The 21,085-nt window shown below is 40.7% G+C and carries 15 protein-coding genes and 2 pseudogenes; 11 read left to right on the top strand and 6 right to left on the bottom strand.

Features of this window, described 5'->3' with window-relative positions; genetic code table 11:
- Nucleotides 1–211: 211 nt before the first annotated feature.
- Together asnB and DW862_RS16390 are read left to right on the top strand one after the other, a co-directional pair.
- Nucleotides 212–1,879 carry an asparagine synthase B gene (asnB, locus tag DW862_RS16395; protein ID WP_120069389.1) on the top strand — a complete coding sequence of 556 codons (1,668 nt, stop codon included), beginning with the start codon at nt 212–214 and terminating at the stop codon, nt 1,877–1,879.
- A 224-nt stretch (nt 1,880–2,103) separates the two neighbouring features.
- Entirely contained in the window at nt 2,104–2,871 is a 768-nt protein-coding gene (locus DW862_RS16390) for a glycerophosphodiester phosphodiesterase family protein (RefSeq protein ID WP_165861933.1), read from the top strand.
- A 245-nt stretch (nt 2,872–3,116) separates the two neighbouring features.
- Here DW862_RS16390 and DW862_RS16385 read toward each other — a convergent pair whose 3' ends face one another.
- Nucleotides 3,117–3,413, bottom strand: a complete 297-nt coding sequence (locus tag DW862_RS16385; protein ID WP_120069386.1) for a thioredoxin family protein — start codon at nt 3,411–3,413, stop codon at nt 3,117–3,119.
- A 414-nt stretch (nt 3,414–3,827) separates the two neighbouring features.
- Between DW862_RS16385 and dapF the strand changes: the two genes are divergently transcribed.
- The 6 genes from dapF (at nt 3,828) to DW862_RS16355 (ending at nt 11,293) form a co-directional block, all read left to right on the top strand.
- Nucleotides 3,828–4,643 (top strand): diaminopimelate epimerase, encoded by an 816-nt coding sequence (gene dapF / locus DW862_RS16380; protein ID WP_120069382.1) that lies wholly within the window; start codon nt 3,828–3,830, stop codon nt 4,641–4,643.
- A 50-nt stretch (nt 4,644–4,693) separates the two neighbouring features.
- Complete coding sequence (locus DW862_RS16375) at nt 4,694–5,926, top strand: LL-diaminopimelate aminotransferase (protein ID WP_074705247.1); 1,233 nt, start codon at nt 4,694–4,696, stop codon at nt 5,924–5,926.
- 186 nt (nt 5,927–6,112) lie between these two features.
- The gene (locus DW862_RS16370; RefSeq protein WP_118217875.1) at nt 6,113–6,874 is read left to right on the top strand and encodes a hypothetical protein; all 762 of its coding nucleotides are present in this window, start codon (nt 6,113–6,115) and stop codon (nt 6,872–6,874) included.
- Between the two features lie 148 nt (nt 6,875–7,022).
- Nucleotides 7,023–7,379: a P-II family nitrogen regulator gene (locus DW862_RS16365; RefSeq protein WP_004303701.1), complete on the top strand. Its 357-nt coding sequence runs from the start codon at nt 7,023–7,025 to the stop codon at nt 7,377–7,379.
- A 108-nt stretch (nt 7,380–7,487) separates the two neighbouring features.
- Nucleotides 7,488–8,927 carry an ammonium transporter gene (locus tag DW862_RS16360; RefSeq protein ID WP_055234777.1) on the top strand — a complete coding sequence of 480 codons (1,440 nt, stop codon included), beginning with the start codon at nt 7,488–7,490 and terminating at the stop codon, nt 8,925–8,927.
- 176 nt (nt 8,928–9,103) lie between these two features.
- On the top strand, nt 9,104–11,293 hold the full coding sequence (locus tag DW862_RS16355) for a glutamine synthetase III (RefSeq protein ID WP_004315725.1): 2,190 nt from the start codon (nt 9,104–9,106) through the stop codon (nt 11,291–11,293).
- Nucleotides 11,294–11,448: 155 nt separating this feature from the next.
- Here the strand turns inward: DW862_RS16355 and DW862_RS16350 are convergent, their stop codons facing one another.
- Nucleotides 11,449–12,027: an HdeD family acid-resistance protein gene (locus tag DW862_RS16350; protein ID WP_004315724.1), complete on the bottom strand. Its 579-nt coding sequence runs from the start codon at nt 12,025–12,027 to the stop codon at nt 11,449–11,451.
- A 197-nt stretch (nt 12,028–12,224) separates the two neighbouring features.
- Here DW862_RS16350 and DW862_RS16345 point away from each other — a divergent pair.
- Nucleotides 12,225–12,444: pseudogene (locus DW862_RS16345) on the top strand (Ppx/GppA family phosphatase); the annotation flags it as partial.
- Between the two features lie 169 nt (nt 12,445–12,613).
- The gene (locus tag DW862_RS16340) at nt 12,614–13,261 is read left to right on the top strand and encodes a GNAT family N-acetyltransferase (RefSeq protein ID WP_032811781.1); all 648 of its coding nucleotides are present in this window, start codon (nt 12,614–12,616) and stop codon (nt 13,259–13,261) included.
- Between the two features lie 784 nt (nt 13,262–14,045).
- On the opposite strand, the pseudogene DW862_RS26770 reads toward DW862_RS16340, so the two are convergent.
- Both DW862_RS26770 and DW862_RS16330 read right to left on the bottom strand, forming a co-directional pair.
- Nucleotides 14,046–14,919 (bottom strand): annotated as a pseudogene (locus tag DW862_RS26770) (LruC domain-containing protein).
- A gap of 349 nt (nt 14,920–15,268) precedes the next feature.
- Nucleotides 15,269–17,128: an SLC13 family permease gene (locus tag DW862_RS16330; RefSeq protein ID WP_087321282.1), complete on the bottom strand. Its 1,860-nt coding sequence runs from the start codon at nt 17,126–17,128 to the stop codon at nt 15,269–15,271.
- 338 nt (nt 17,129–17,466) lie between these two features.
- On the opposite strand from DW862_RS16330, the gene DW862_RS16325 reads away from it, so the two are divergent.
- A complete protein-coding gene (locus DW862_RS16325; RefSeq protein ID WP_120069379.1) occupies nt 17,467–19,092 on the top strand; it encodes an ATP-binding protein in 1,626 nt (541 codons plus the stop codon).
- A gap of 230 nt (nt 19,093–19,322) precedes the next feature.
- On the opposite strand, the gene DW862_RS16320 is transcribed toward DW862_RS16325, so the two are convergent.
- Complete coding sequence (locus tag DW862_RS16320; RefSeq protein WP_009040493.1) at nt 19,323–20,468, bottom strand: iron-containing alcohol dehydrogenase; 1,146 nt, start codon at nt 20,466–20,468, stop codon at nt 19,323–19,325.
- A 79-nt stretch (nt 20,469–20,547) separates the two neighbouring features.
- Nucleotides 20,548–20,688 (bottom strand): hypothetical protein, encoded by a 141-nt coding sequence (locus DW862_RS25980; protein WP_004300101.1) that lies wholly within the window; start codon nt 20,686–20,688, stop codon nt 20,548–20,550.
- Nucleotides 20,689–21,085: the final 397 nt, after the last annotated feature.

Raw genomic sequence — 21,085 nt, 5'->3', positions numbered from 1 at the left:
TTGCAACAGTGTACAACAAGAAGCTCGATTACTATTATCGGTTCGTTCCATATCTGTGGAACTAAAGGATAACAGATATGGAACTAAAGGGAAACAGTTGTGGAACTAAACGATAACAATTATGGAACGAATTAAGAATAGCTAATCAGCTTCTTAGAAATAGCGAATAAACAATCAACAGATTACATTACCCCCTCTAAAAATTAAAGTTATGTGTGGAATAGCAGGTATACTCAACATCAAAGTTCAAACGAAAGAACTAAGAGATAAAGCACTGAAAATGGCCCAGAAGATCCGTCATCGCGGACCGGACTGGAGCGGAATCTATGTAGGCGGAAGTGCCATCCTGGCACACGAACGTCTTTCTATTGTCGACCCGCAGAGTGGCGGGCAGCCGTTATACTCTCCCGATCGTAAACAGGTGCTCGCCGTCAACGGTGAGATTTACAATCACCGTGATATTCGCGCTAAATATGCGGGAAAATATAACTTTCAGACCGGAAGTGACTGTGAGGTAATTCTTGCCCTTTACAAAGATAAAGGCATCCATTTTTTGGAAGATATCAGCGGTATCTTCGCTTTCGTGCTTTATGATGAGGAAAAGGATGAATTTCTGATTGCCCGCGATCCGATAGGGGTTATTCCTTTATATATAGGAAAAGATAAAGAGGGAAAAATCTACTTCGGCAGCGAGTTGAAAGCTCTCGAAGGATTTTGTGACGAATATGAAGTATTCCTTCCCGGACATTATTTCTATAGCAAAGAGGGAAAAATGAAACGTTGGTATTCGCGCGGCTGGACAGAATATGAAACCGTCAAAGAGAATGATGCACAAACCGAGGATGTGAAAGTGGCATTGGAAGAGGCTGTGCACCGCCAGTTAATGAGTGACGTACCGTATGGAGTGTTGCTTTCGGGCGGGTTGGATAGTTCCGTTATCTCTGCCATTGCCAAAAAATATGCGGCAAAACGTATAGAAACAGACGGTGCAAGCGATGCGTGGTGGCCTCAACTCCACTCTTTCGCCATCGGTCTAAAGGGTGCGCCCGATTTGATTAAAGCGCGTGAAGTAGCCGAATATATCGGTACCGTCCATCATGAGATCAACTACACCGTTCAGGAAGGTCTGGATGCTGTTCGCGATGTAATTTATTTCATCGAGACGTATGATGTAACTACTGTACGCGCTTCCACTCCCATGTATTTATTGGCGCGTGTCATCAAATCAATGGGGATCAAAATGGTGTTGAGCGGTGAAGGTGCTGATGAAGTTTTCGGGGGGTATCTGTATTTCCACAAGGCCCCTACTCCACAGGCATTTCACGAAGAAACAGTACGTAAACTTTCAAAGTTGCACATGTACGATTGCCTCCGTGCCAATAAAAGTTTGTCAGCATGGGGAGTAGAAGGACGCGTCCCTTTCCTTGATAAAGAATTTCTCGACGTGGCAATGAACCTGAACCCGAAAGCTAAAATGTGCCCCGGAAAAAACATCGAGAAACGAATTGTTCGCGAAGCCTTTGCCGATATGTTACCGGAAAGTGTGGCTTGGAGACAGAAAGAGCAGTTCAGTGACGGTGTAGGATATTCATGGATTGACACATTGAGAGAGATCACAGCAGCTGCCGTGAGCGATGAGCAAATGGAACATGCTGCCGAACGTTTCCCGATCAATACGCCACAAAACAAAGAAGAGTACTACTATCGTAGCATTTTCGAAGAGCATTTCCCCAGTGAAAGCGCAGCACGCACCGTCCCCAGCGTTCCGAGTGTAGCCTGCTCCACAGCAGAAGCTCTGGCATGGGATATTGCTTTCAGGAATCTGAATGAACCTAGTGGACGTGCAGTGAAAGGAATACATGAAGAGGCCTATACCTGATTAATAAAAGAGTGACAAACTCCTTTTGTGCAAACTATCAGACGTGTCCGGAGAATGTTTTTATGACAGACAGTCTTATTTTTGACACTCTTTTGTAGCATTTCTATTCTAAAATCCCAAGGATTAACGCAGATTAGCATATTATCGGCTGATTTGCGTTATCTTTTTTATAATTTTGAGGCCAAACCCAATTAAATCTATCAAACTTTTAAAAGATCAAACAAATGAATTTAAAAAAAATGATGATGGCTTCTGCCCTTCTAATGGCTGCTTGTTGTATGCAGGCACAGACAAAAGTGATAGCTCACCGCGGTTTCTGGAAAACTCCGGGATCATCGCAGAACAGTATTTCATCACTTCTAAAAGCAGATTCCATCGGTTGTTACGGTTCAGAATTTGACGTATGGATCGCGAAGGATAACAAGCTGGTGGTTAACCATGATCCTGTATATAAGATGAGGCCGATGGAATATTCCAAAGGTGATGCACTGACCGGACTTAAATTATCCAACGGAGAAAACTTACCCAGCCTGGAACAGTATCTGGAAACCGGAAAAAACTGTAAAACCCAATTGATTCTCGAACTGAAAGCACATAGCAACAAGAAACGTGAGACTAAAGCGGTGCAAGGAATCATTGCCATGGTGAAGAAAATGGGACTGGAAAACCGTATGGAATATATCACGTTCTCTCTACATGCCATGAAAGAGTTTATCCGTTTGGCTCCTGCCGGTACTCCGGTATATTACCTTAACGGAGAATTGTCTCCCAAAGAGCTGAAAGAACTTGGTGCTGCCGGTCTGGACTATCACATGGGAGTGATCAAGAAACACCCCGAATGGATCAAAGAAGCTCACGACCTCGGCTTGAAAGTCAACGTATGGACAGTAGACGAAGTAGAAGATATGAAATGGCTGATCGAACAAAAGGTAGATTTCATCACCACTAACGAACCGGTCATCTTACAAGAAGAACTTAAAAAGCTTCAATAAGAAAAAATATTCACATATTAAAGAATTTAATATCTGGCTTTAAGGAAACGGAATCTTCCTTTAAAAGAAACAGATTGTTTCTCGGTGTCAAACGGGTGTTTCCTTTAAAAGGAAACACCCGTTTCTTTAAATGAAAAAATGCTCTTCTATAATACTCTTAATACCAACACTTTAGAAATATCAATCTTTTAACGAAAAAAGAAAAGAGTCCTTTTTATGAATACCAATAAAAGATTACAGACAATTCATTGAAAATCATCCAATACCTCTTTTAATTCTTCTACCGTAAGCTCTCCTACCTGCCTCCAAAGTTCATGCCCCTTATGCAATAGAAGGAAAGCCGGTACTGTTTCTACATTATGAGCATCAGCAATTGCTCTATTCTCTTCTGCATTCACTCTAATCAATTCCACAGTTCTCTTTTCGTAAGTTCGAAGCACAGGCCCTATCCACTCATAATGAGGGGACCAATCGGCATAGAACACCACCAACACCAGATGGTTGGTTTTAACTGCTGTTTCTAATTGTTTCTCTATATTCATATCGCTACGTTTTTATATTAATGATAGTGCTAAAACAATGAATACAGAAAAAGGTTCTTCAAAACACTCCGCGAACAATATGATAGAAAAATAAGGATTTTCACTTTCATATCGTCAAAAGAAAAAAGATATATTTCTTGTTTTTATAACTGGTTTTATGGATTATCAGGACTAAATATTCTTCATATATTATGAAAGAATATGCAAAGCAATTCGCTCAAATAACAGTTTATTAATATATGAATATATATAATTCCAAATTATAACTAAACATAGCCGTATGAAAGGCAATTATAAGTTCACAGAAAATTAATAGAGATTAGACATACTTTTCAATAAAATATAAAGCAAAAAGTCATATCTTTGCATTGTAATAAAACAAAAGGATACAACAACCAATAAATACCAATCAAAATGACAGCAAGAATTAAGTTCACTAAAATGCATGGAGCAGGAAATGACTACATATATGTAGATACGACCAGATATCCGATAGCAGACCCTGAAAAGAAAGCGATCGAATGGAGCAAGTTTCATACAGGAATCGGAAGCGATGGACTAATATTGATTGGTGTCTCTGATAAAGCGGATTTCAGTATGCGTATTTTCAATGCCGACGGTTCGGAAGCAATGATGTGTGGCAATGGTAGCCGCTGCGTAGGCAAATATGTATATGAATATGGATTGACTGATAAAACAGAAATAACTTTGGATACACTATCGGGAATTAAAATTCTGAAATTGCAGGTAGAGGGAAAAACAGTCAATACAGTCACCGTAGATATGGGCAGTCCACAAGAAACAGGAGAGATTGATTGGGGAAAGAAATATCCTTTCCAATCTACTAAAGTATCAATGGGTAATCCTCATCTCGTCACATTTGTTGATGACATTACCCGAATTAATCTGCCGGAAATCGGTCCTGAACTGGAGAATCATCCTCTCTTTCCCGACAGAACGAATGTAGAGTTTGCACAGATCGTCGGTAAAGACACCATACGAATGAGAGTATGGGAAAGAGGATCGGGAATTACTCAAGCTTGCGGGACAGGTGCCTGCGCCACAGCAGTAGCCGCCTTCATCAACGGACTTGCAGGAAGAAAAAGTGATGTGATAATGGATGGAGGGACAGTTACCGTCGAATGGGATGAAACCTCCGGACATATATTAATGACCGGACCGGCAACCAAGGTTTTCGATGGGGAAATTGTTGAAAAAGTTGAGAGTTGAGAATGGAGAGTTGAGAATAAATAGTAATAGAAACTTAAAACAATAACAATATGGCATTAGTAAACGAGCATTTTTTAAAATTACCAGGAAGTTATTTATTCTCGGATATAGCGAAAAAGGTAAATACTTTCAGGATAACGCATCCCAAACAGGACATCATCCGGCTAGGTATCGGCGACGTTACGCAGCCACTTCCTCCAGCCTGTATAGAAGCAATGCATAAAGCGGTAGAAGAGCTGGCCGGCAAAGATACATTCCGCGGATATGGTCCTGAACAGGGATATGATTTTCTGATTGAAGCAATCATAAAGAACGATTTCGCTCCACGCGGGATTCATTTCTCGGCATCCGAGATTTTTGTCAGTGACGGGGCTAAAAGCGATACCGGAAATATAGGTGATATTCTTCGCCACGACAATAGCGTAGGTGTTACAGATCCCATTTATCCGGTTTACATAGACAGTAACGTTATGTGCGGACGCGCCGGAGTATTGGAAGAAGAAACGGGTAAATGGAGCAACGTTACTTATATGCCTTGCACAAGTGAGAACAACTTTATCCCGGAAATTCCGGACAAACGGATAGACATCGTTTATCTCTGTTATCCGAACAACCCGACAGGGACCACCTTAACCAAACCAGAACTGAAAAAGTGGGTGGATTATGCCTTGGCAAACGATACACTGATTCTGTTCGATGCCGCTTACGAGGCATATATCCAGGACGAGAATGTCCCCCACTCTATCTATGAGATTAAGGGAGCTAAAAAGTGCGCGATTGAATTCCGTAGTTTTTCAAAAACGGCAGGATTTACAGGAGTACGCTGCGGATATACCGTGGTTCCGAAAGAGCTCACTGCCGCCACTCTGGAAGGTGATCGCATACCACTCAACAGATTGTGGAACCGTCGCCAGTGTACTAAGTTTAACGGCACTTCTTATATTACCCAACGGGCAGCAGAAGCCGTTTACAGTGCAGAAGGCAAGGCACAGATTAAGAAAACAATCGACTATTATATGACCAACGCAAAAATCATGAAGGAAGGCTTGGAAGCCACAGGACTGAAAGTATACGGCGGCATCAACGCTCCCTACTTGTGGGTGAAAACTCCGAACGGACTTTCTTCATGGCGATTCTTCGAACAGATGTTGTATGAAGCCAATGTGGTCGGTACTCCCGGTGTAGGTTTCGGGCCAAGCGGTGAAGGGTATATCCGTTTAACTGCATTCGGCGAACGCAACGACTGTATCGAAGCGATGAGAAGAATAAAGAACTGGCTCTGACTGAATGAATAATGGATAGCGGGAAATAGAAAGTTCAACATGCCCCCATTAAACGAACATCATCATTCCTGCAGGATCAGTTATCCATAATCAGTTATCCATAAAAAACGATAGTATTTTGCGCGCTACTATATAACAAATGGACCGTACATCCACATTTTTCTAACTTTTAAAGGTAAAAAGACGATGAAAACGACGATTAACAACAAATTGGGGGTAATAACAGTAGCATTATTACTGTCAGGACTTGTCCCGTCTACAATGATGGCACAAGATAAGGTAGAAGCTTCCGTTGGGGCAGATTTGGTAAGTGGTTACATCTGGCGCGGTCAGAATTTAGGCGGAGTTAGCGTCCAGCCTTCACTGGGAATCTCTTACAAAGGTTTATCACTCGGAGCATGGGGATCAGTAGGAATTGAATCCAAAGATGCAAAAGAGTTTGACTTAACTCTCGGTTATTCAATTGGTGGATTTAGTGTTTCAATAACGGATTATTGGTTTGATAAAACATATACAGGGGATGTAGATGAATACGGAAAGGAGATTTATACAACCAATAAGTATTTCCAATATGGGGCCTATTCTACAGCACATGTATTTGAAGCACAAGTGGGATATGATTTCGGTCCGCTAGCCGTCAACTGGTACACAAACTTTGCAGGTGCCGACGGTGTGAAAGAAAACGGCAAAAGAGCTTATTCTTCTTACCTCGCACTTAGCGCACCTTTCAAATTGGGAGGTCTCGACTGGACAGTAGATTTAGGTATGGTTCCTTGGGAAACGACTTTTTATAATGGCTATACCAGTGGATTCTGCGTAACAGACATCAGTCTCGGAGCATCCAAGGAGATTAAAATCACAGATTCCTTCTCCGTACCGACATTTGCCAAAGTAACAGTGAACCCACGCACTGAAGGAGCCTACTTTGCTTTCGGACTAAGTTTTTAAGAGAGAGAATTTACAATACAAAGAGCGTATAGGGATTAGAAAAGGTAGTTAGAGTTTAGATTTTATCGGTTTGTTGTATGGTAACCTGCTATGGCTGCCGCTACCCTATACCTCTTTCTTTTACAGGACACACTAATATTTAAGGTATATGAAAAAGATTGAAGCTATCATCCGTAAAACCAAATTCGAGGACGTAAAAGACGCCCTACTCGAAGCGGACATCGAATGGTTCTCTTATTACGATGTAAGAGGCATTGGAAAAGCACGGCAAGGACGTATCTACCGTGGCGTAGTTTATGACACCAGCACCATTGAACGAATTTTGATCTCTATTGTCGTGCGCGACAAGAATACCGAGAAAACAGTACAGGCTATCATCAAAGCTGCACAGACCGGAGAAATCGGTGACGGACGTATTTTCGTCATTCCTATCGAAGACGCTATCCGCATACGCACTGCCGAACGTGGTGACATAGCCCTCTACAATGCAGAACAAGAACGTTAATCGGCAGCGGCAAGGTGCCGCTCCCAGGTTTCCTTGCGGATCATAACGTTTATAAAGAGGTTTACAACATCACTAATAAAATAATAGGTATAAAATAAGATAATTATTATGGATACAAAATATAAAAGCCATAGCTTCGTAAAGCTGTGGATAGCCACTACTATATTCATTTTGTGCTGTTTTACTACTGATATGTCGGCACAAAACACGGCCGCTGCCGATACAGTTGCAGCAGTTACAGAAACAATTACCGAAGTCGTTACCGCTCCTGCCGAAGAAGCATCAGCAGCTCCCGATACGGTCGGTGAATTAGCTCTTGGATTGAATACTGTATGGATGTTGCTTGCAGCAATGCTCGTATTCTTCATGCAGCCGGGATTTGCATTAGTAGAAGCAGGTTTTACCAGAGTGAAAAATACTGCCAACATTCTGATGAAGAACTTTGTAGACTTCATGTTCGGCTCTTTACTATACTGGTTTATCGGTTTCGGATTGATGTTCGGCGCAGGCGGATTCATCGGAATGCCCCACTTCTTCGACCTTTCTTTCATTGATAATGGTCTGCCAACCGAAGGATTCCTCATATTCCAAACCGTATTCTGTGCGACAGCAGCTACAATTGTATCGGGAGCCATGGCAGAACGTACAAAATTCTCTATGTATATCGTCTACACCATCTTTATCAGTGTACTGATTTATCCGATATCCGGTCACTGGACATGGGGCGGAGGCTGGTTGATGAACGGTGAAGAAGGTTCTTTCATGATGAGTCTCTTCGGAACCACCTTCCATGACTTTGCCGGTTCTACGGTCGTTCACTCTGTAGGTGGATGGATTGCTTTGGTAGGTGCCGCCATTCTTGGCCCCCGTATCGGTAAATATGGTAAAGACGGCAAATCAAAAGCTATCCCAGGCCATAGCCTAACTATTGCCGCACTAGGCGTATTCATTCTTTGGTTCGGATGGTTCGGGTTCAACCCCGGTTCTCAATTGGCAGCAGCAACCGAAGCCGATGCTATCGCCATCTCCCACGTATTCCTGACAACGAATCTGGCAGCTTGTGCCGGTGGTTTCTTCGCTCTGTTGGTGAGCTGGATGAAATATGGAAAACCTTCCCTGTCATTGACACTGAATGGTATCTTGGCAGGGCTGGTAGGCATCACAGCAGGATGTGACGCAGTATCTCCTGCAGGAGCAGCCTTAATAGGTGCAATATGTGGTGTCGTAATGATATTCTCCGTTGACTTCATTGACAAGGTTTTAAAAATAGACGATCCGGTAGGTGCATCTTCTGTACATGGTGTTTGTGGTTTTTTAGGAACTATTCTTACAGGTTTGTTCTCCACCAGTGAAGGTTTATTCTATGGCTACGGTTTCGGGTTCCTCGGTGCACAAATATTCGGAGCATTGGTAGTAGGTGCATGGGCAGCAGGCATGGGATTCATCATTTTCAAAACGCTTGATAAGATTCACGGACTTCGCGTTCCGGCACGTATCGAAGAAGAAGGTCTTGATATTTACGAACACGGAGAATCTGCTTACAACTAATTTAGTGATGAACGGTTTAGTGATTAGTGAAAGACAGCTGCGCACAACTTACTACTAATCACTACCCCGCTAATCACAGAAAAAACTTCCGGACAGGTTTGATCGCCTTTCCGGGAACCACATAACAAAGTAATTATTTACTCTAACATATTTAACAACAAATCAAATCAGGTATTATGTCAAAACTTAGATTCAGAGTAGTAGAGACAGCTTTCAAAAAGAAAGCTGTTGAGGTAGCAACACCTGCCGAACGTCCTTCGGAGTATTTCGCCAAGTATGTATTCAACAAGGAGAAGATGTTCAAATACCTTCCCAGCAAGGTATATAATGCACTGATTGACGCCATTGACAACGGTGCTCCGCTAGATCGCAGTATTGCCGACGAAGTAGCTGCCGGCATGAAGAAATGGGCCATCGAAATGGGTGTTACTCATTATACGCACTGGTTCGCACCGCTGACCGAGGGTACAGCTGAAAAGCATGATGCTTTCGTTGAACATGACGGCAAAGGCGGTATGATGGAAGAATTTACTGGTAAACTGCTTGTACAGCAGGAACCGGATGCTTCTTCTTTTCCGAATGGCGGTATCCGTAATACATTCGAAGCCCGTGGTTACAGCGCATGGGACCCCTCATCACCTGCTTTCATTGTAGATGATACACTTTGCATCCCGACTGTGTTTATCGCATATACCGGCGAAGCTCTCGACTATAAAGCTCCCTTGCTGAAAGCATTGCGGGCTGTAGATAAAGCTGCTGTAGACGTATGTCGTTACTTCAACCCGGAAGTGAAAAAAGTAGTTGCTTACTTGGGCTGGGAACAGGAATACTTCCTCGTAGACGAAGGATTGTATGCCGCACGCCCGGACTTGCTAATGACCGGTCGTACTTTGATGGGACATGACAGTGCCAAAAACCAGCAGTTGGAGGACCACTACTTCGGTGCTATCCCCACCCGCGTAGCCGCTTTCATGAAGGACCTCGAAATTGAAGCGTTAAAGTTGGGTATTCCTGTTAAGACCCGTCACAACGAAGTTGCCCCGAACCAGTTCGAGTTAGCCCCCATCTTTGAAGAGTGTAACCTTGCTAACGACCATAACTTGCTGATTATGTCATTGATGCGTAAGGTTAGTCGCCGTCATGGTTTCCGCGTACTGCTTCATGAAAAACCTTTTAAGGGCGTCAACGGATCGGGTAAACACAACAACTGGTCGTTGGGAACTGACACGGGCATTTTATTAATGGCACCGGGTAAGACTCCGGAAGATAACCTGCGTTTTGTTACTTTCGTCGTAAACACATTGATGGCAGTTTATCATCATAACGGATTGTTGAAAGCTTCTATCTCCAGCGCTACCAACGCCCACCGTCTGGGAGCTAATGAGGCACCTCCTGCCATCATCTCCTCTTTCCTAGGGAAGCAATTGTCGCAGGTATTGGATCACATTGAAAACAGTACGAAAGATGATTTGATTAGTCTTAGCGGCAAACAGGGAATGAAGTTGGATATTCCGCAGATTCCCGAATTGTTGATTGATAATACTGACCGTAACCGTACCTCTCCTTTTGCTTTCACCGGAAACCGTTTTGAGTTCCGTGCCGTAGGTTCCGAGGCAAACTGTGCGTCTGCCATGATTGCATTGAACTCTGCCGTAGCAGACCAATTGGTGAAGTTTAAGAAAGATGTGGATGCTTTGATTGAAAAAGGAGAACCTAAAGTGTCTGCCATTCTTGAAATTATCCGTGGATATATCAAGGAATGTAAAGCGATTCATTTTGACGGCAATGGTTACAGCGACGAATGGAAGAAAGAAGCAGCCCGCCGTGGACTGGATTGCGAAACCAGTGTTCCTGTTATCTTCGATAACTACCTGAAACCGGAAACCATTGCCATGTTCGAAGCTACCGGTGTAATGACAAAGAAAGAACTGGAAGCCCGCAACGAAGTGAAATGGGAAACGTATACGAAGAAGATTCAGATCGAGGCGCGTGTATTGGGTGATTTGGCTATGAACCATATCATTCCGGTGGCCACTCAATATCAAACGGATTTAATTAATAATGTCTATAAGATGCAATCTCTTTTCCCGGCAGAAAAGGCAGCGAAATTGTCTGCTAAAAACCTGGAGCTTATTGAAGAGATTGCCGACCGCACAGCCTTCATCAAGGAGCATGTAGATGCAATGATTGAAGCTCGTAAGGTTGCGAACAAGATAGAAAGCGAACGGGAAAAGGCCATTGCCTACCACGACACGATCGTTCCGGCACTGGAAGAAATCCGCTACCACATCGATAAGTTGGAACTCATTGTTGACAACCAGATGTGGACGCTTCCGAAATACAGGGAACTGTTATTTGTGAGATAGAAAAAAAGAACGGTGAACGATAAACGGTGAACCAATTGCACTGCAACGCATTTACCGTTTACCACTCACAGTTCACCGTTATGAAATTATCTATTTCTTTTGTTGGTTGTTTTAAGTTTGCGGGGAGGGGTGCTGTGAAGCAGTCCTCTTCTTTTTTATTCGATTATCTTTGCATCCTCAATATCATCATCGTCATGTACCACCGGAGTCTTCGGACGACGACGGGTAAACTTGAACCAGTTGATTAATTCGGTAAGCGAATAAACCAAACTACTCACACCAATAATTATAAATGCAGTATTACGTGCTCCTGTCGGATTAAACAAAGCGATGATACCTGCAATAAGAATCAATGAAGGAACCAGGTAAAACGCTCCCGGAACAGGCATCCACCGACGTGCCATCGATAAAGAAGCAATCTGTTGCACTCCTCCCATTATCAGGATAAATCCCAATAAAAACATCAGAACATCTGCAAAGAATTCAGGCATCACAATCAGCCAAAGTCCAAATAATAAACTGCCGATTCCTTCTATCGGGAAACGGGGAGCCGCCTCACCTTCCTGTCTTTTCCGGCCGAAATAGCCAAAAAGGCTGATAACACCGGGAATTAAAAAGGCAACACCAACTGTAATGACAATATAGCTGGCAGCCGCATTTGGCCAAATCACGAGTACCAATCCTATCACAAGTGCAAAGAGAATACGAATAAGGGAATAATTCATTGTCTTCATAAATTCTATATTTTTTAACCGAGTCTGTTCCAATACTTTTGCGAATATAAGTGTTTCTACTGATATATAAAAATAACAAATAAACATTGTAATAAGTTCGTAATAATATCGTTATGACGATTACATCCCACATTGATATTTTTGCAGAAAATTTAAACAGTTCTCTTTCAGTATGAAACAAAGTAAAATAAAAAAGATCACTGCAAGATATATATGAAACATTGAAAGCTCTCTACCGAACAGCGTATCAAGCAATATAAGTTGAAACCGGACCGGGCCGATGTTATTGTTCCTGCTGCTGAAATATTTCTTGAGATAGCTACTCATGTGAAAGCCACCGGAATTATTGTACCTACCATCGGACTGTTCGACGGTATCATCAATAGTCTGTACACGCAAAATATGAACAAAGTTTAATTCTCTACAATCTTGATGTATCAATACACAAAGCTCCTGATACTAGTGTATATTCAAACTTTGTATCGGGAGTTTTTGTCTCATCTTGCTATAATGTACAGATTCGTCCTTAAAGAGGTAAATATTCAAATTTTGTTCTCTATATTTGTGCAACTATATATTTGATAAGATGGATATAAAACTTAGAATTGAGCAACCTTCGGATTATAATGAAACCGAAAATGTCACACGGGAAGCCTTTTGGAATCATTTTTCTCCGGGGTGTGACGAACATTATCTGCTCCATATCATGCGTAACCATCCCAAATTTGTACCGGAACTCGATATTGTTGCAGAACTTAATGGCAAGATTGTCGGCAATGTGGTCTGCCTTAAATCATTTATCATGGCAGATGACGGTAACCAATATGAAGTATTGAGTCTGGGGCCTATTTCTGTTCTTCCCGAATATCAACAGAAAGGTATTGGAGGAAAAATGATTGCGCTGACCAAAGAACGAGCTTTCGATATGGGATTTCGTGCCATTTTACTTTGCGGTGATCCGGATTATTACCTCCGGCAAAGATTCATTCCTGCTGAAACATTAGGGATTCGCACCGAAGATAATATGTATGCTACTGCTCTTCATGTTTATGAATTATATGATAATGCTTTAGCCAACGCTAAAGGACGTTACATAGAAGATGAAATATATCAGGTCGATAAATCAGCTGCTAATGAGTTCGATAAGCGATTCCCTCCAAAGGAAATTATAGTTGGCACTCCGTCACAAAAGCGGTTCGATCAGATAGTAGTGATGCGGAGAAAAGCGATTTAAGTTTATTCAACCTTAAATCGCTTGATTTGTACATTACGGAAGTTCTATCGTGCTATGCCATCAAGCAACTATTATTCAACATAGCTACTATTCTTTGTCTCTTCATAGTTACAAAGCATTAAAATATATAATTGGGACAGAGAGAAAAAATGCCTTAACAATTGATGAAACCTATCTTATAGAAACTATAGTTTACAAAAAGTCACCATTGACACTTTGTAATTCTTAATCTACCAGGAATCGTTTCTTTCCTCCCTTTTATTGGAATAAAGAGTTTCTGCCACTGTAGAGGAATTTGCTTAAATCGTTATTCTATAATCAGGCACGATATATACACTTTTTGATACGTCATCAAGTTTTTTACCACCAAAGAGATATTATCTATACCAATAAAGTTCCCTTTTATTCTTTTCTATTTATCATTATCAAAGACCGAAATAGAAAAGCCAATGGAAGGAAAGTAGAAAATACTAACAATATTTACGACATAGCGACACTATCCCAATGGTTTGCTTACTCTATCCATAGCTTTTGGTGACATTATCCGCATCTTTTGCTTACTTTATCCTTATGTTTTTCACAAATATAACGATGCTTTTCAATGAGAAACACGGTGCTTTTGTACAAAACAAGCAAAATTTTCAGCATTTTAAAGGTTTTTGCTTGCTAACAGAGAGAAATAACAAAACATGTGAGATAGCAAAATCCCTGATTACACAAACAATCGTCAGTATAATCAGGGATTCTAAAACTTTATGTAAAAAGTGTAGAGATGACGAAAAGTTTAGTACTGAATCACCTTGTCACTACTAACAGTCTTATACCAATCTGTGGTTGAGCTCTGATCGTGTGCCCAATCTGCAAATTTAGAATATGCATTCGTTATCACTGTTGTTTCTGTTGGATAAGCAAATTTATCAGGAACACAAAGAGCCCAAGTATTATTAACTGCCTTGATTACTTCGAGCACTTCATTATCTGCCAATTGCCCATTCGCCGTAGCCGAATTAAAATGAGTCAAATGGACTTCCGTTCTCTTTTGACCTATCCCCTGATAAGCAATGAAGAAGTCTAAACCATCTGTCACACTAGGGACAGATATTGTATTCTTAAGTTTGACGTTCACTTCAAGAATGTATATATCGGTCAGAGGGGTACTAGCATTCCCTGTATTCAACATGAGACGTTGTGCTCCTGTATATCCATATATAATGTGCGTCTCCTAAATGCGCTGTCACTGTACCATTTTCAATCGCTACCGGTTGAACCAGATAGCGTTTGTGCTCATCTATGCGTGCAACAAACACCTTATCAAGCGCTGTTGCACAATCCATCACCACATTCAAAGTCGTACTTTGATTGACAGTTCCTTCCGCTAAGAGTTTTGCTGTACTTCCCGGACTTAATGGATCGGCATCAAATATTTGTATCTTATAATCTACTCCCTGATCTCCATTAACTGACACACACGCTATCACACTTCGTGACACTGTCCAATCACCATCAAGATCGATGTTTTTTACAGGAAAAGTTTCTTCGTAAATTTGCTTCAGTTGATCTGCATCAAACAGATTTTTCTCATTATCAACACAACTGATAAAACTGATGGAAGACGCCAACAACGAGAAAGTGAATACTTTTGCAATGTTCTGTTTCATAATCTTTTAATGCTTTAGTTTGTTTTATTTGCGAAAAACATAAATCACTACTAATCAATAATCAGCAATGAACGCACAAAGATAATTGTATTTATAAACATTATACAGATTACATTGCATTTTCCGATTTGCAGTTAACATCTTTTAAAGCGCCTCACTCTAATTATTTATATTAGATGACAGTTAGTTATATCGTTGAATATAAAAATTTTAATACTATTTATTCAATAGTATACAGCAAAAAAAAGAGTTGCATGGAAATATGCAACTCTTCATAAAAAGACAAAGATTCAGCGCTACAAATCTCTATTTCTTTCATCTCCCCCATTGACAAGATAAAAATCAAAGACTAAAAGGGGAAAATCAATGGCAATACAAAAATCATCACGATTCCCATAATAATCTGCAACGGTAATCCTACTTTTACATAATCCATAAAAGTATATTGTCCTGCAGGCATTACCAAGGCATTAGGCGGCGTAGAGAACGGAGAAGCAAAACACATACTTGCACCTACCGTCACAGCAAACAAGAAAGGAACCGGACTGACTCCAATCTGTATGGCACTTTGCAAAGCAATCGGAGCAAGCAAAACAGCGGTAGCCGTATTACTAATAAACATCGTCATCAACGAAGTCGTAAAATAAATACCTGCCATCAATGCAACTGGTCCGTATGATCCCAAGCCGTTCACCAATGTATTGGAAATATATTCTGAAGCTCCCGTTTTCTCCAATGCCAGAGACATAGGAAGCATGGCAGCGATCAATACAATACTTTCCCAGTTGATCGTTTTATAAGCCGCTTCCACATTGCGGAAACATCCTGTAAGCACCATCAATATACCCGCTATCATAACGGCTGTAACCGGAGCTACCGGAATGAAATCAAAAACCATCATTGCCACCATTAACACCATAATAGCAGCTGCTACCGGAGCTTTATAATCTAACGTAACTTTAGCCGCTTCCGCCAAAGGTTGTCCCAAAACAACCCAATCAGCATCTTCCTTACTAAGACGGGCTATATTATTCCATGTTCCTTGCACCAAAAGCACGTCACCACTATGAATACGCTCATTCCCCAAATCTTGCAATAAATATTCCTTTTTACGACGAACCCCCAATACGTTCACATTAAACTTATCACGGAAACCAGCTTCTTTAATTGTCTGGTTTATCAAATTAGAAGATGGCATCAATACTATTTCAGCAATACCGATATCATAAAAATCAAGCGAATTAGTCGTACTTTTTGTTTCTTCCGTTGCATGGTCGCCCAAGATCTCCAACAGGTAATCTTCCGCAAAGAGTTGCACCTTATCAAAGTCTCCAGTCACATACAAAATATCCTCTACTTCTAACATCGTGTCCGGTGCAGCAAACTTTTGAGTAATCGTTTTCAGAAAACGATGTTGCGATGCATCACCACGACGAACTTCCATAATATTCAAACCATATTTACGACGAATATCCAGATCAATTATTGTCTTCCCCAAAAGCCGTGAATCTTTTATCACCTGTAAACGAAACAAATTACTGGAAAGTCCATATTCATTAACCAACTGTTTCAATGACTTGCCCGAACGTTTATTATCATCTTTCTGGCCTTTTTTAGAAAGAAACCATTTACTAAGCGGCATCAGAACCAGTGTACCGACAATTACACAGACAATGCCGACAGGCAGGAAAGAGAAGAAAGAAAGCGGCTCAAGTCCGGCGGAAGTCAACGTATTCTGTATCACAAGGTTCGGCGGAGTACCAATCAGAGTCATCATACCTCCCATACTACTTGCAAAAGCCAACGGCATCAACAGCCTGCTGGGATTCATGCCGGCACTCATCGCCAGACTAACAACAATAGGAAGCATCAATGCCACCGTACCTGTGTTACTGACAAACGCGCCAATGACAGAAGTTACCAACATCACCAATAGAAACAACCGGATCTCACTGGTTCCCGCAAGTTTAAGAATTCGGGAACTAATCATTTTTGCCAGTCCTGTCTGGAAAATAGCCCCTCCTACAACAAACAATCCGATCATCATAATGACTACCGAATTGGAAAAACCGGAGAGTGCCTCGTCAGGAGTTAATATCTGAAAAACAAGTAAGGCTATCAGCGCACATAGTGCCACAATATCCGAACGAACCTTGCCGTTCACGAAAAAGACAGCCGAAAGAACGAGAATAATAATGGTTATTAGCATACGTAATTAAATGATTGTTTTATTTTGACTCTATCAAAACTAATTTAGGTGAACAAAAATAGAAAATACTCCAGCGTTATTAAAACAAATTAGAAATGATTTTAGTTCATGAGACATCATTTAATATTTTAATACATTTTTCCTCTAGAAAAAGATTCAAAATCATTCAAAATATCATACCATACAGGAAATACAAGACACCATACATCCACATTTATCATATCATATTTTATTACATCCTCATAATATAATGTTGAAAAGCAATATATTTATGTATTATCTTTTGATAGTTCAGAGAACAATTCATATCTTTACACCCTATTTATATCAAACATTTTATGGCAAACAATATTTTGTTAATTTCCTGGATTGGTGAAGTACCTTGGGGTTATAATTATTTACTGGTAATTATTTTACTCCTTATCATCAGCATTTTATTATATAGAATCCACAAATTACACAAAACGATTAAAAAGACCAATCATTCCTATCGTTTTTCTTTTGATATTCTCGACAACCTTCCTTTTCCGATCTTCGTAAAAGACATTGCAAATGATTTCCGATACTATTACTGGAATAAAGAATCAGCCGTTCAATCCGGTATCAGTAGTGAAGAAGCCATCGGACATACTGACTACGAAATATACGGAGAAGAAAGAGGAGAAAAATACCGGAATATCGACAAAGAACTCGTACAAGAAGGCAAAGTATACCGCAAAGAAGAAAAATATATCACTCCCGATGGAATCACCCATGATACGATTGCTGTAAAATCAATTATTTCATGGGAAGGGGAAAAAAGATGGCTACTGGCAACCCGATGGGAGATCACTCAACTCAAGAATTATGAAAGAGAATTGGTTGCAGCCAAAGAAGAACTAGAAAAAGCATTGAAGAAGCAGAAACTAGCTCTAAAAAGTATTGACTTCGGGCTTATCTATATTGATAAAAATTACCGGGTGCAATGGGAAGAAACAAGACAAATCGCCAGCCTGGTAAAAGGAAGACGATACATACCGGGAAAAATTTGCTATCAGACCAGTGCACTTCGTAATGAACCATGTGGACAATGTGCTTTCAAGAAAGCAATCGAACAAGGCAAAATAATCCGACATACAATCAGTGTAGACGATGTAGATTTTGAAGTGACCGCAACTCCCGTTTTTGGCGACGAAAAAGAAACTGAAATTATTGGCGGATTACTTCGTTTTGAAAACATCACAGAAAAACTAAAAATGAATAGAATGTTGCAAGAGGCAAAGGAAAAAGCCGAAGAATCCAATCGACTAAAATCTGCCTTTCTCGCTAATATGAGCCATGAAATACGAACCCCACTAAACGCAATTGTAGGATTTTCCGAAATGGTTTGCCAGACAGAAGAGGAAGAAGAGAAACAGGAGTTCGTGAAAATAATCTCCAGCAACAATATCTTATTATTGCAACTGATAGACGATATTCTGGATCTTTCCAAAATCGAAGCCGGTACTATGGAATTCACATTTGCGCAAACTGACATTAATGAACTGATGGAAGGTATTTGCAGACAAATGCAAGAAAAAAACTCTTCACCGGACGTACAAATCGTATTCACAGAGAGAGCAAATCAATGTATTATTAATACAGACCGCATACGCTTATCACAGGTTATCATCAACTTTACAAACAATGCCTTAAAGTTCACTTCCAAGGGTTCTATCGAAATGGGATACCGGATTGAAGAAGCAAGTGATGAAATATACTTTTATGTAAAAGATACAGGTATCGGAATTCCTGCTGACAAAATAGACAAGGTGTTCGAACGTTTCGTCAAACTGAATTCGTTTATTAAAGGAACAGGTCTCGGATTAGCCATCTGCCGTGTCATAGTAGAGCGGCTGGGAGGAGTTATCGGAGCGGAATCTAAAGAAGGAGAAGGTTCTTGTTTCTGGTTCAAAATTCCAAGAACAGAGAATATTGAGAAATAGTAAACAGAATACCGAAAAGCCTTGGATTTATAAAATCACTCTTTTTGCTGTTACTGATTATGAAGTATACCCTGTAAGATAATAATACTGCCCCGTACTTTACATTATTACCACTACTAATGAAATGTACCCCAAAAGTTTTATATCCAACTTTTAGGGTACACATTTTATTTAGCAAGAAGGATTTTTCGGAAACCTTCTTATTCTATAAACTTCATGTAAGAGTGTGCCTAAAGTGCAGTCTCTAATATTCTACGAGCAACAGCACCTGTTACATTTCCATTCTCACCATATTTAGCACCACGTTCATTGAAGCGGCGTTCGATTTCCAGAATAGTTTCCTGTCCGATGTTCTCTTCATGCAAACGTGTAGTCAGTCCCAGTGAACGGAAAAATTCTTCGGTACGGCAAATTGCTTCATCAATCCGCTCTTCTCTCGTACCGGAAGTAATTCCCCAAACTCTTTCACCATACTGCAAAAGCTTATCCCCTTTTTCTTCATGAAGCACTTGCAACGTGGCAGGAAGAACAATGGCTAACGTATGGCCATGTGTCAATCCGTGCAAAGCAGTAATTTCATGCCCGATCATGTGAGTAGCCCAGTCTTGAGACACTCCCATAGCAATAAATCCATTCAATGCCATTGTAGCCGAAAGCATAAAATCAGCCATCAGTTGATAATCATGCTGGTTTTCACGAATTTTCGGAGCAATCTCCACCAGAGTTTGCAGAATACCTTCTGCCCAACGGTCCATAACGCGACTCTGTCCGGAAGTAGTCATATATTGCTCCATCACATGAACATAGGTATCAGCCAATCCACAAGCTACCTGATGAGGTGGCAAGGTAAAAGTTACTTCCGGATCAAGAATAGAGAAGATTGGATAGTTGGCATAAAAAGGATATTTCTCTTTCGTTTCGCGACGGGAAATAACTGCTCCGTTATTCATTTCCGAACCGGTAGCAGGCAAAGTCAATACAGTGGAAAGAGGTACAGTATGAGTTACCGGGCGTCCGGCAAGTACTAAATCCCAGGCATCACCATCATACAGGATTCCTGCGGAAATCAATTTCGTACCGTCAATAACAGAACCGCCGCCAACAGCCAGCAAATAATCCACTTTCTCTTCTTTTCCCAAAGCAATCGCTTTACGGAGAGTTTCGATAGCAGGATTGGGCTCGATTCCCCAAAATTCTACCGTAAAATGGTCCTTCAATGCTTCCTTTACCTGATCGTACACTCCGTTTTTCTTCACGCTTCCGCCGCCAAAAGTAATCATAATACGTTTGTCTAACGGTATTTCTTTAGCCAGCCGGGCAATCATCCCTTTTCCCATGATTAGTTTCACGGGATTTTGAAAAATAAAATTTTCCATATCTTAGTCTATTGTTATTATTTTGGTTATTAGTCACTATCCTTGCAAAGATACATGATTTATCCGAAGCCTGTCAGAATCAAGCAAAGAATTGTTGTGCCACGGAAGGAACCATAGCCGACAACCAGGGTTTCATATCCTCTGCTACCAATAACCAATACAATAATAATATAATGAAAATGGCAATAGCGATACCTACTAAAACTTTTCTCTGTTTCATAATTGTTTTTGTTTAAATATTCAATATTTATAAGAACAGTTCTGGTTGAAAATTGTTCTATATCAGAAAAATGAAGGCAAAAGAGAAAAAAAGTCATATTTTGTTTGCTGTTTCAAACAAAGTGTCTATATTTGCCCCCATAAAATTACAAAAGACAATGAGAACAATGTTAGTAAATACATATTGGTGGTGGCGCCCGTTACAACTCCGACAGTCGTAAGGGAGCAGTGCTCGTATGTATATACCTCATTAAAGATATAACAAATTTGAAAGAGCCCTGTCGCAACCTGCGACAGGGCTCTTTTTATTTACCCGTTTCAAAACAGATTCAATAATAACATAAAAATGGCTCACCCGCAATTTCTTGGGGGTAACTATTTGTAGCTTTCTTTAAAGT

Origin of the sequence: Bacteroides sp. AM37-9, assembly GCF_003603455.1 — a bacterium.
GTDB lineage: Bacteria > Bacteroidota > Bacteroidia > Bacteroidales > Bacteroidaceae > Bacteroides > Bacteroides xylanisolvens.
This window is presented reverse-complemented; position numbering and strand designations above follow the sequence as displayed.

What these genes read in the sequence shown, in the direction of transcription:
- asnB (WP_120069389.1), top strand. Translation starts at nt 212, where the DNA reads ATGTGTGGAATAGCAGGTATACTCAACATCAAAGTTCAAACGAAAGAA.
- DW862_RS16390 (WP_165861933.1), top strand. Translation starts at nt 2,104, where the DNA reads ATGAATTTAAAAAAAATGATGATGGCTTCTGCCCTTCTAATGGCTGCT.
- DW862_RS16385 (WP_120069386.1), bottom strand. Translation starts at nt 3,413, where the DNA reads ATGAATATAGAGAAACAATTAGAAACAGCAGTTAAAACCAACCATCTG.
- dapF (WP_120069382.1), top strand. Translation starts at nt 3,828, where the DNA reads ATGACAGCAAGAATTAAGTTCACTAAAATGCATGGAGCAGGAAATGAC.
- DW862_RS16375 (WP_074705247.1), top strand. Translation starts at nt 4,694, where the DNA reads ATGGCATTAGTAAACGAGCATTTTTTAAAATTACCAGGAAGTTATTTA.
- DW862_RS16370 (WP_118217875.1), top strand. Translation starts at nt 6,113, where the DNA reads ATGAAAACGACGATTAACAACAAATTGGGGGTAATAACAGTAGCATTA.
- DW862_RS16365 (WP_004303701.1), top strand. Translation starts at nt 7,023, where the DNA reads ATGAAAAAGATTGAAGCTATCATCCGTAAAACCAAATTCGAGGACGTA.
- DW862_RS16360 (WP_055234777.1), top strand. Translation starts at nt 7,488, where the DNA reads ATGGATACAAAATATAAAAGCCATAGCTTCGTAAAGCTGTGGATAGCC.
- DW862_RS16355 (WP_004315725.1), top strand. Translation starts at nt 9,104, where the DNA reads ATGTCAAAACTTAGATTCAGAGTAGTAGAGACAGCTTTCAAAAAGAAA.
- DW862_RS16350 (WP_004315724.1), bottom strand. Translation starts at nt 12,027, where the DNA reads ATGAAGACAATGAATTATTCCCTTATTCGTATTCTCTTTGCACTTGTG.
- DW862_RS16340 (WP_032811781.1), top strand. Translation starts at nt 12,614, where the DNA reads ATGGATATAAAACTTAGAATTGAGCAACCTTCGGATTATAATGAAACC.
- DW862_RS16330 (WP_087321282.1), bottom strand. Translation starts at nt 17,128, where the DNA reads ATGCTAATAACCATTATTATTCTCGTTCTTTCGGCTGTCTTTTTCGTG.
- DW862_RS16325 (WP_120069379.1), top strand. Translation starts at nt 17,467, where the DNA reads ATGGCAAACAATATTTTGTTAATTTCCTGGATTGGTGAAGTACCTTGG.
- DW862_RS16320 (WP_009040493.1), bottom strand. Translation starts at nt 20,468, where the DNA reads ATGGAAAATTTTATTTTTCAAAATCCCGTGAAACTAATCATGGGAAAA.
- DW862_RS25980 (WP_004300101.1), bottom strand. Translation starts at nt 20,688, where the DNA reads ATGAAACAGAGAAAAGTTTTAGTAGGTATCGCTATTGCCATTTTCATT.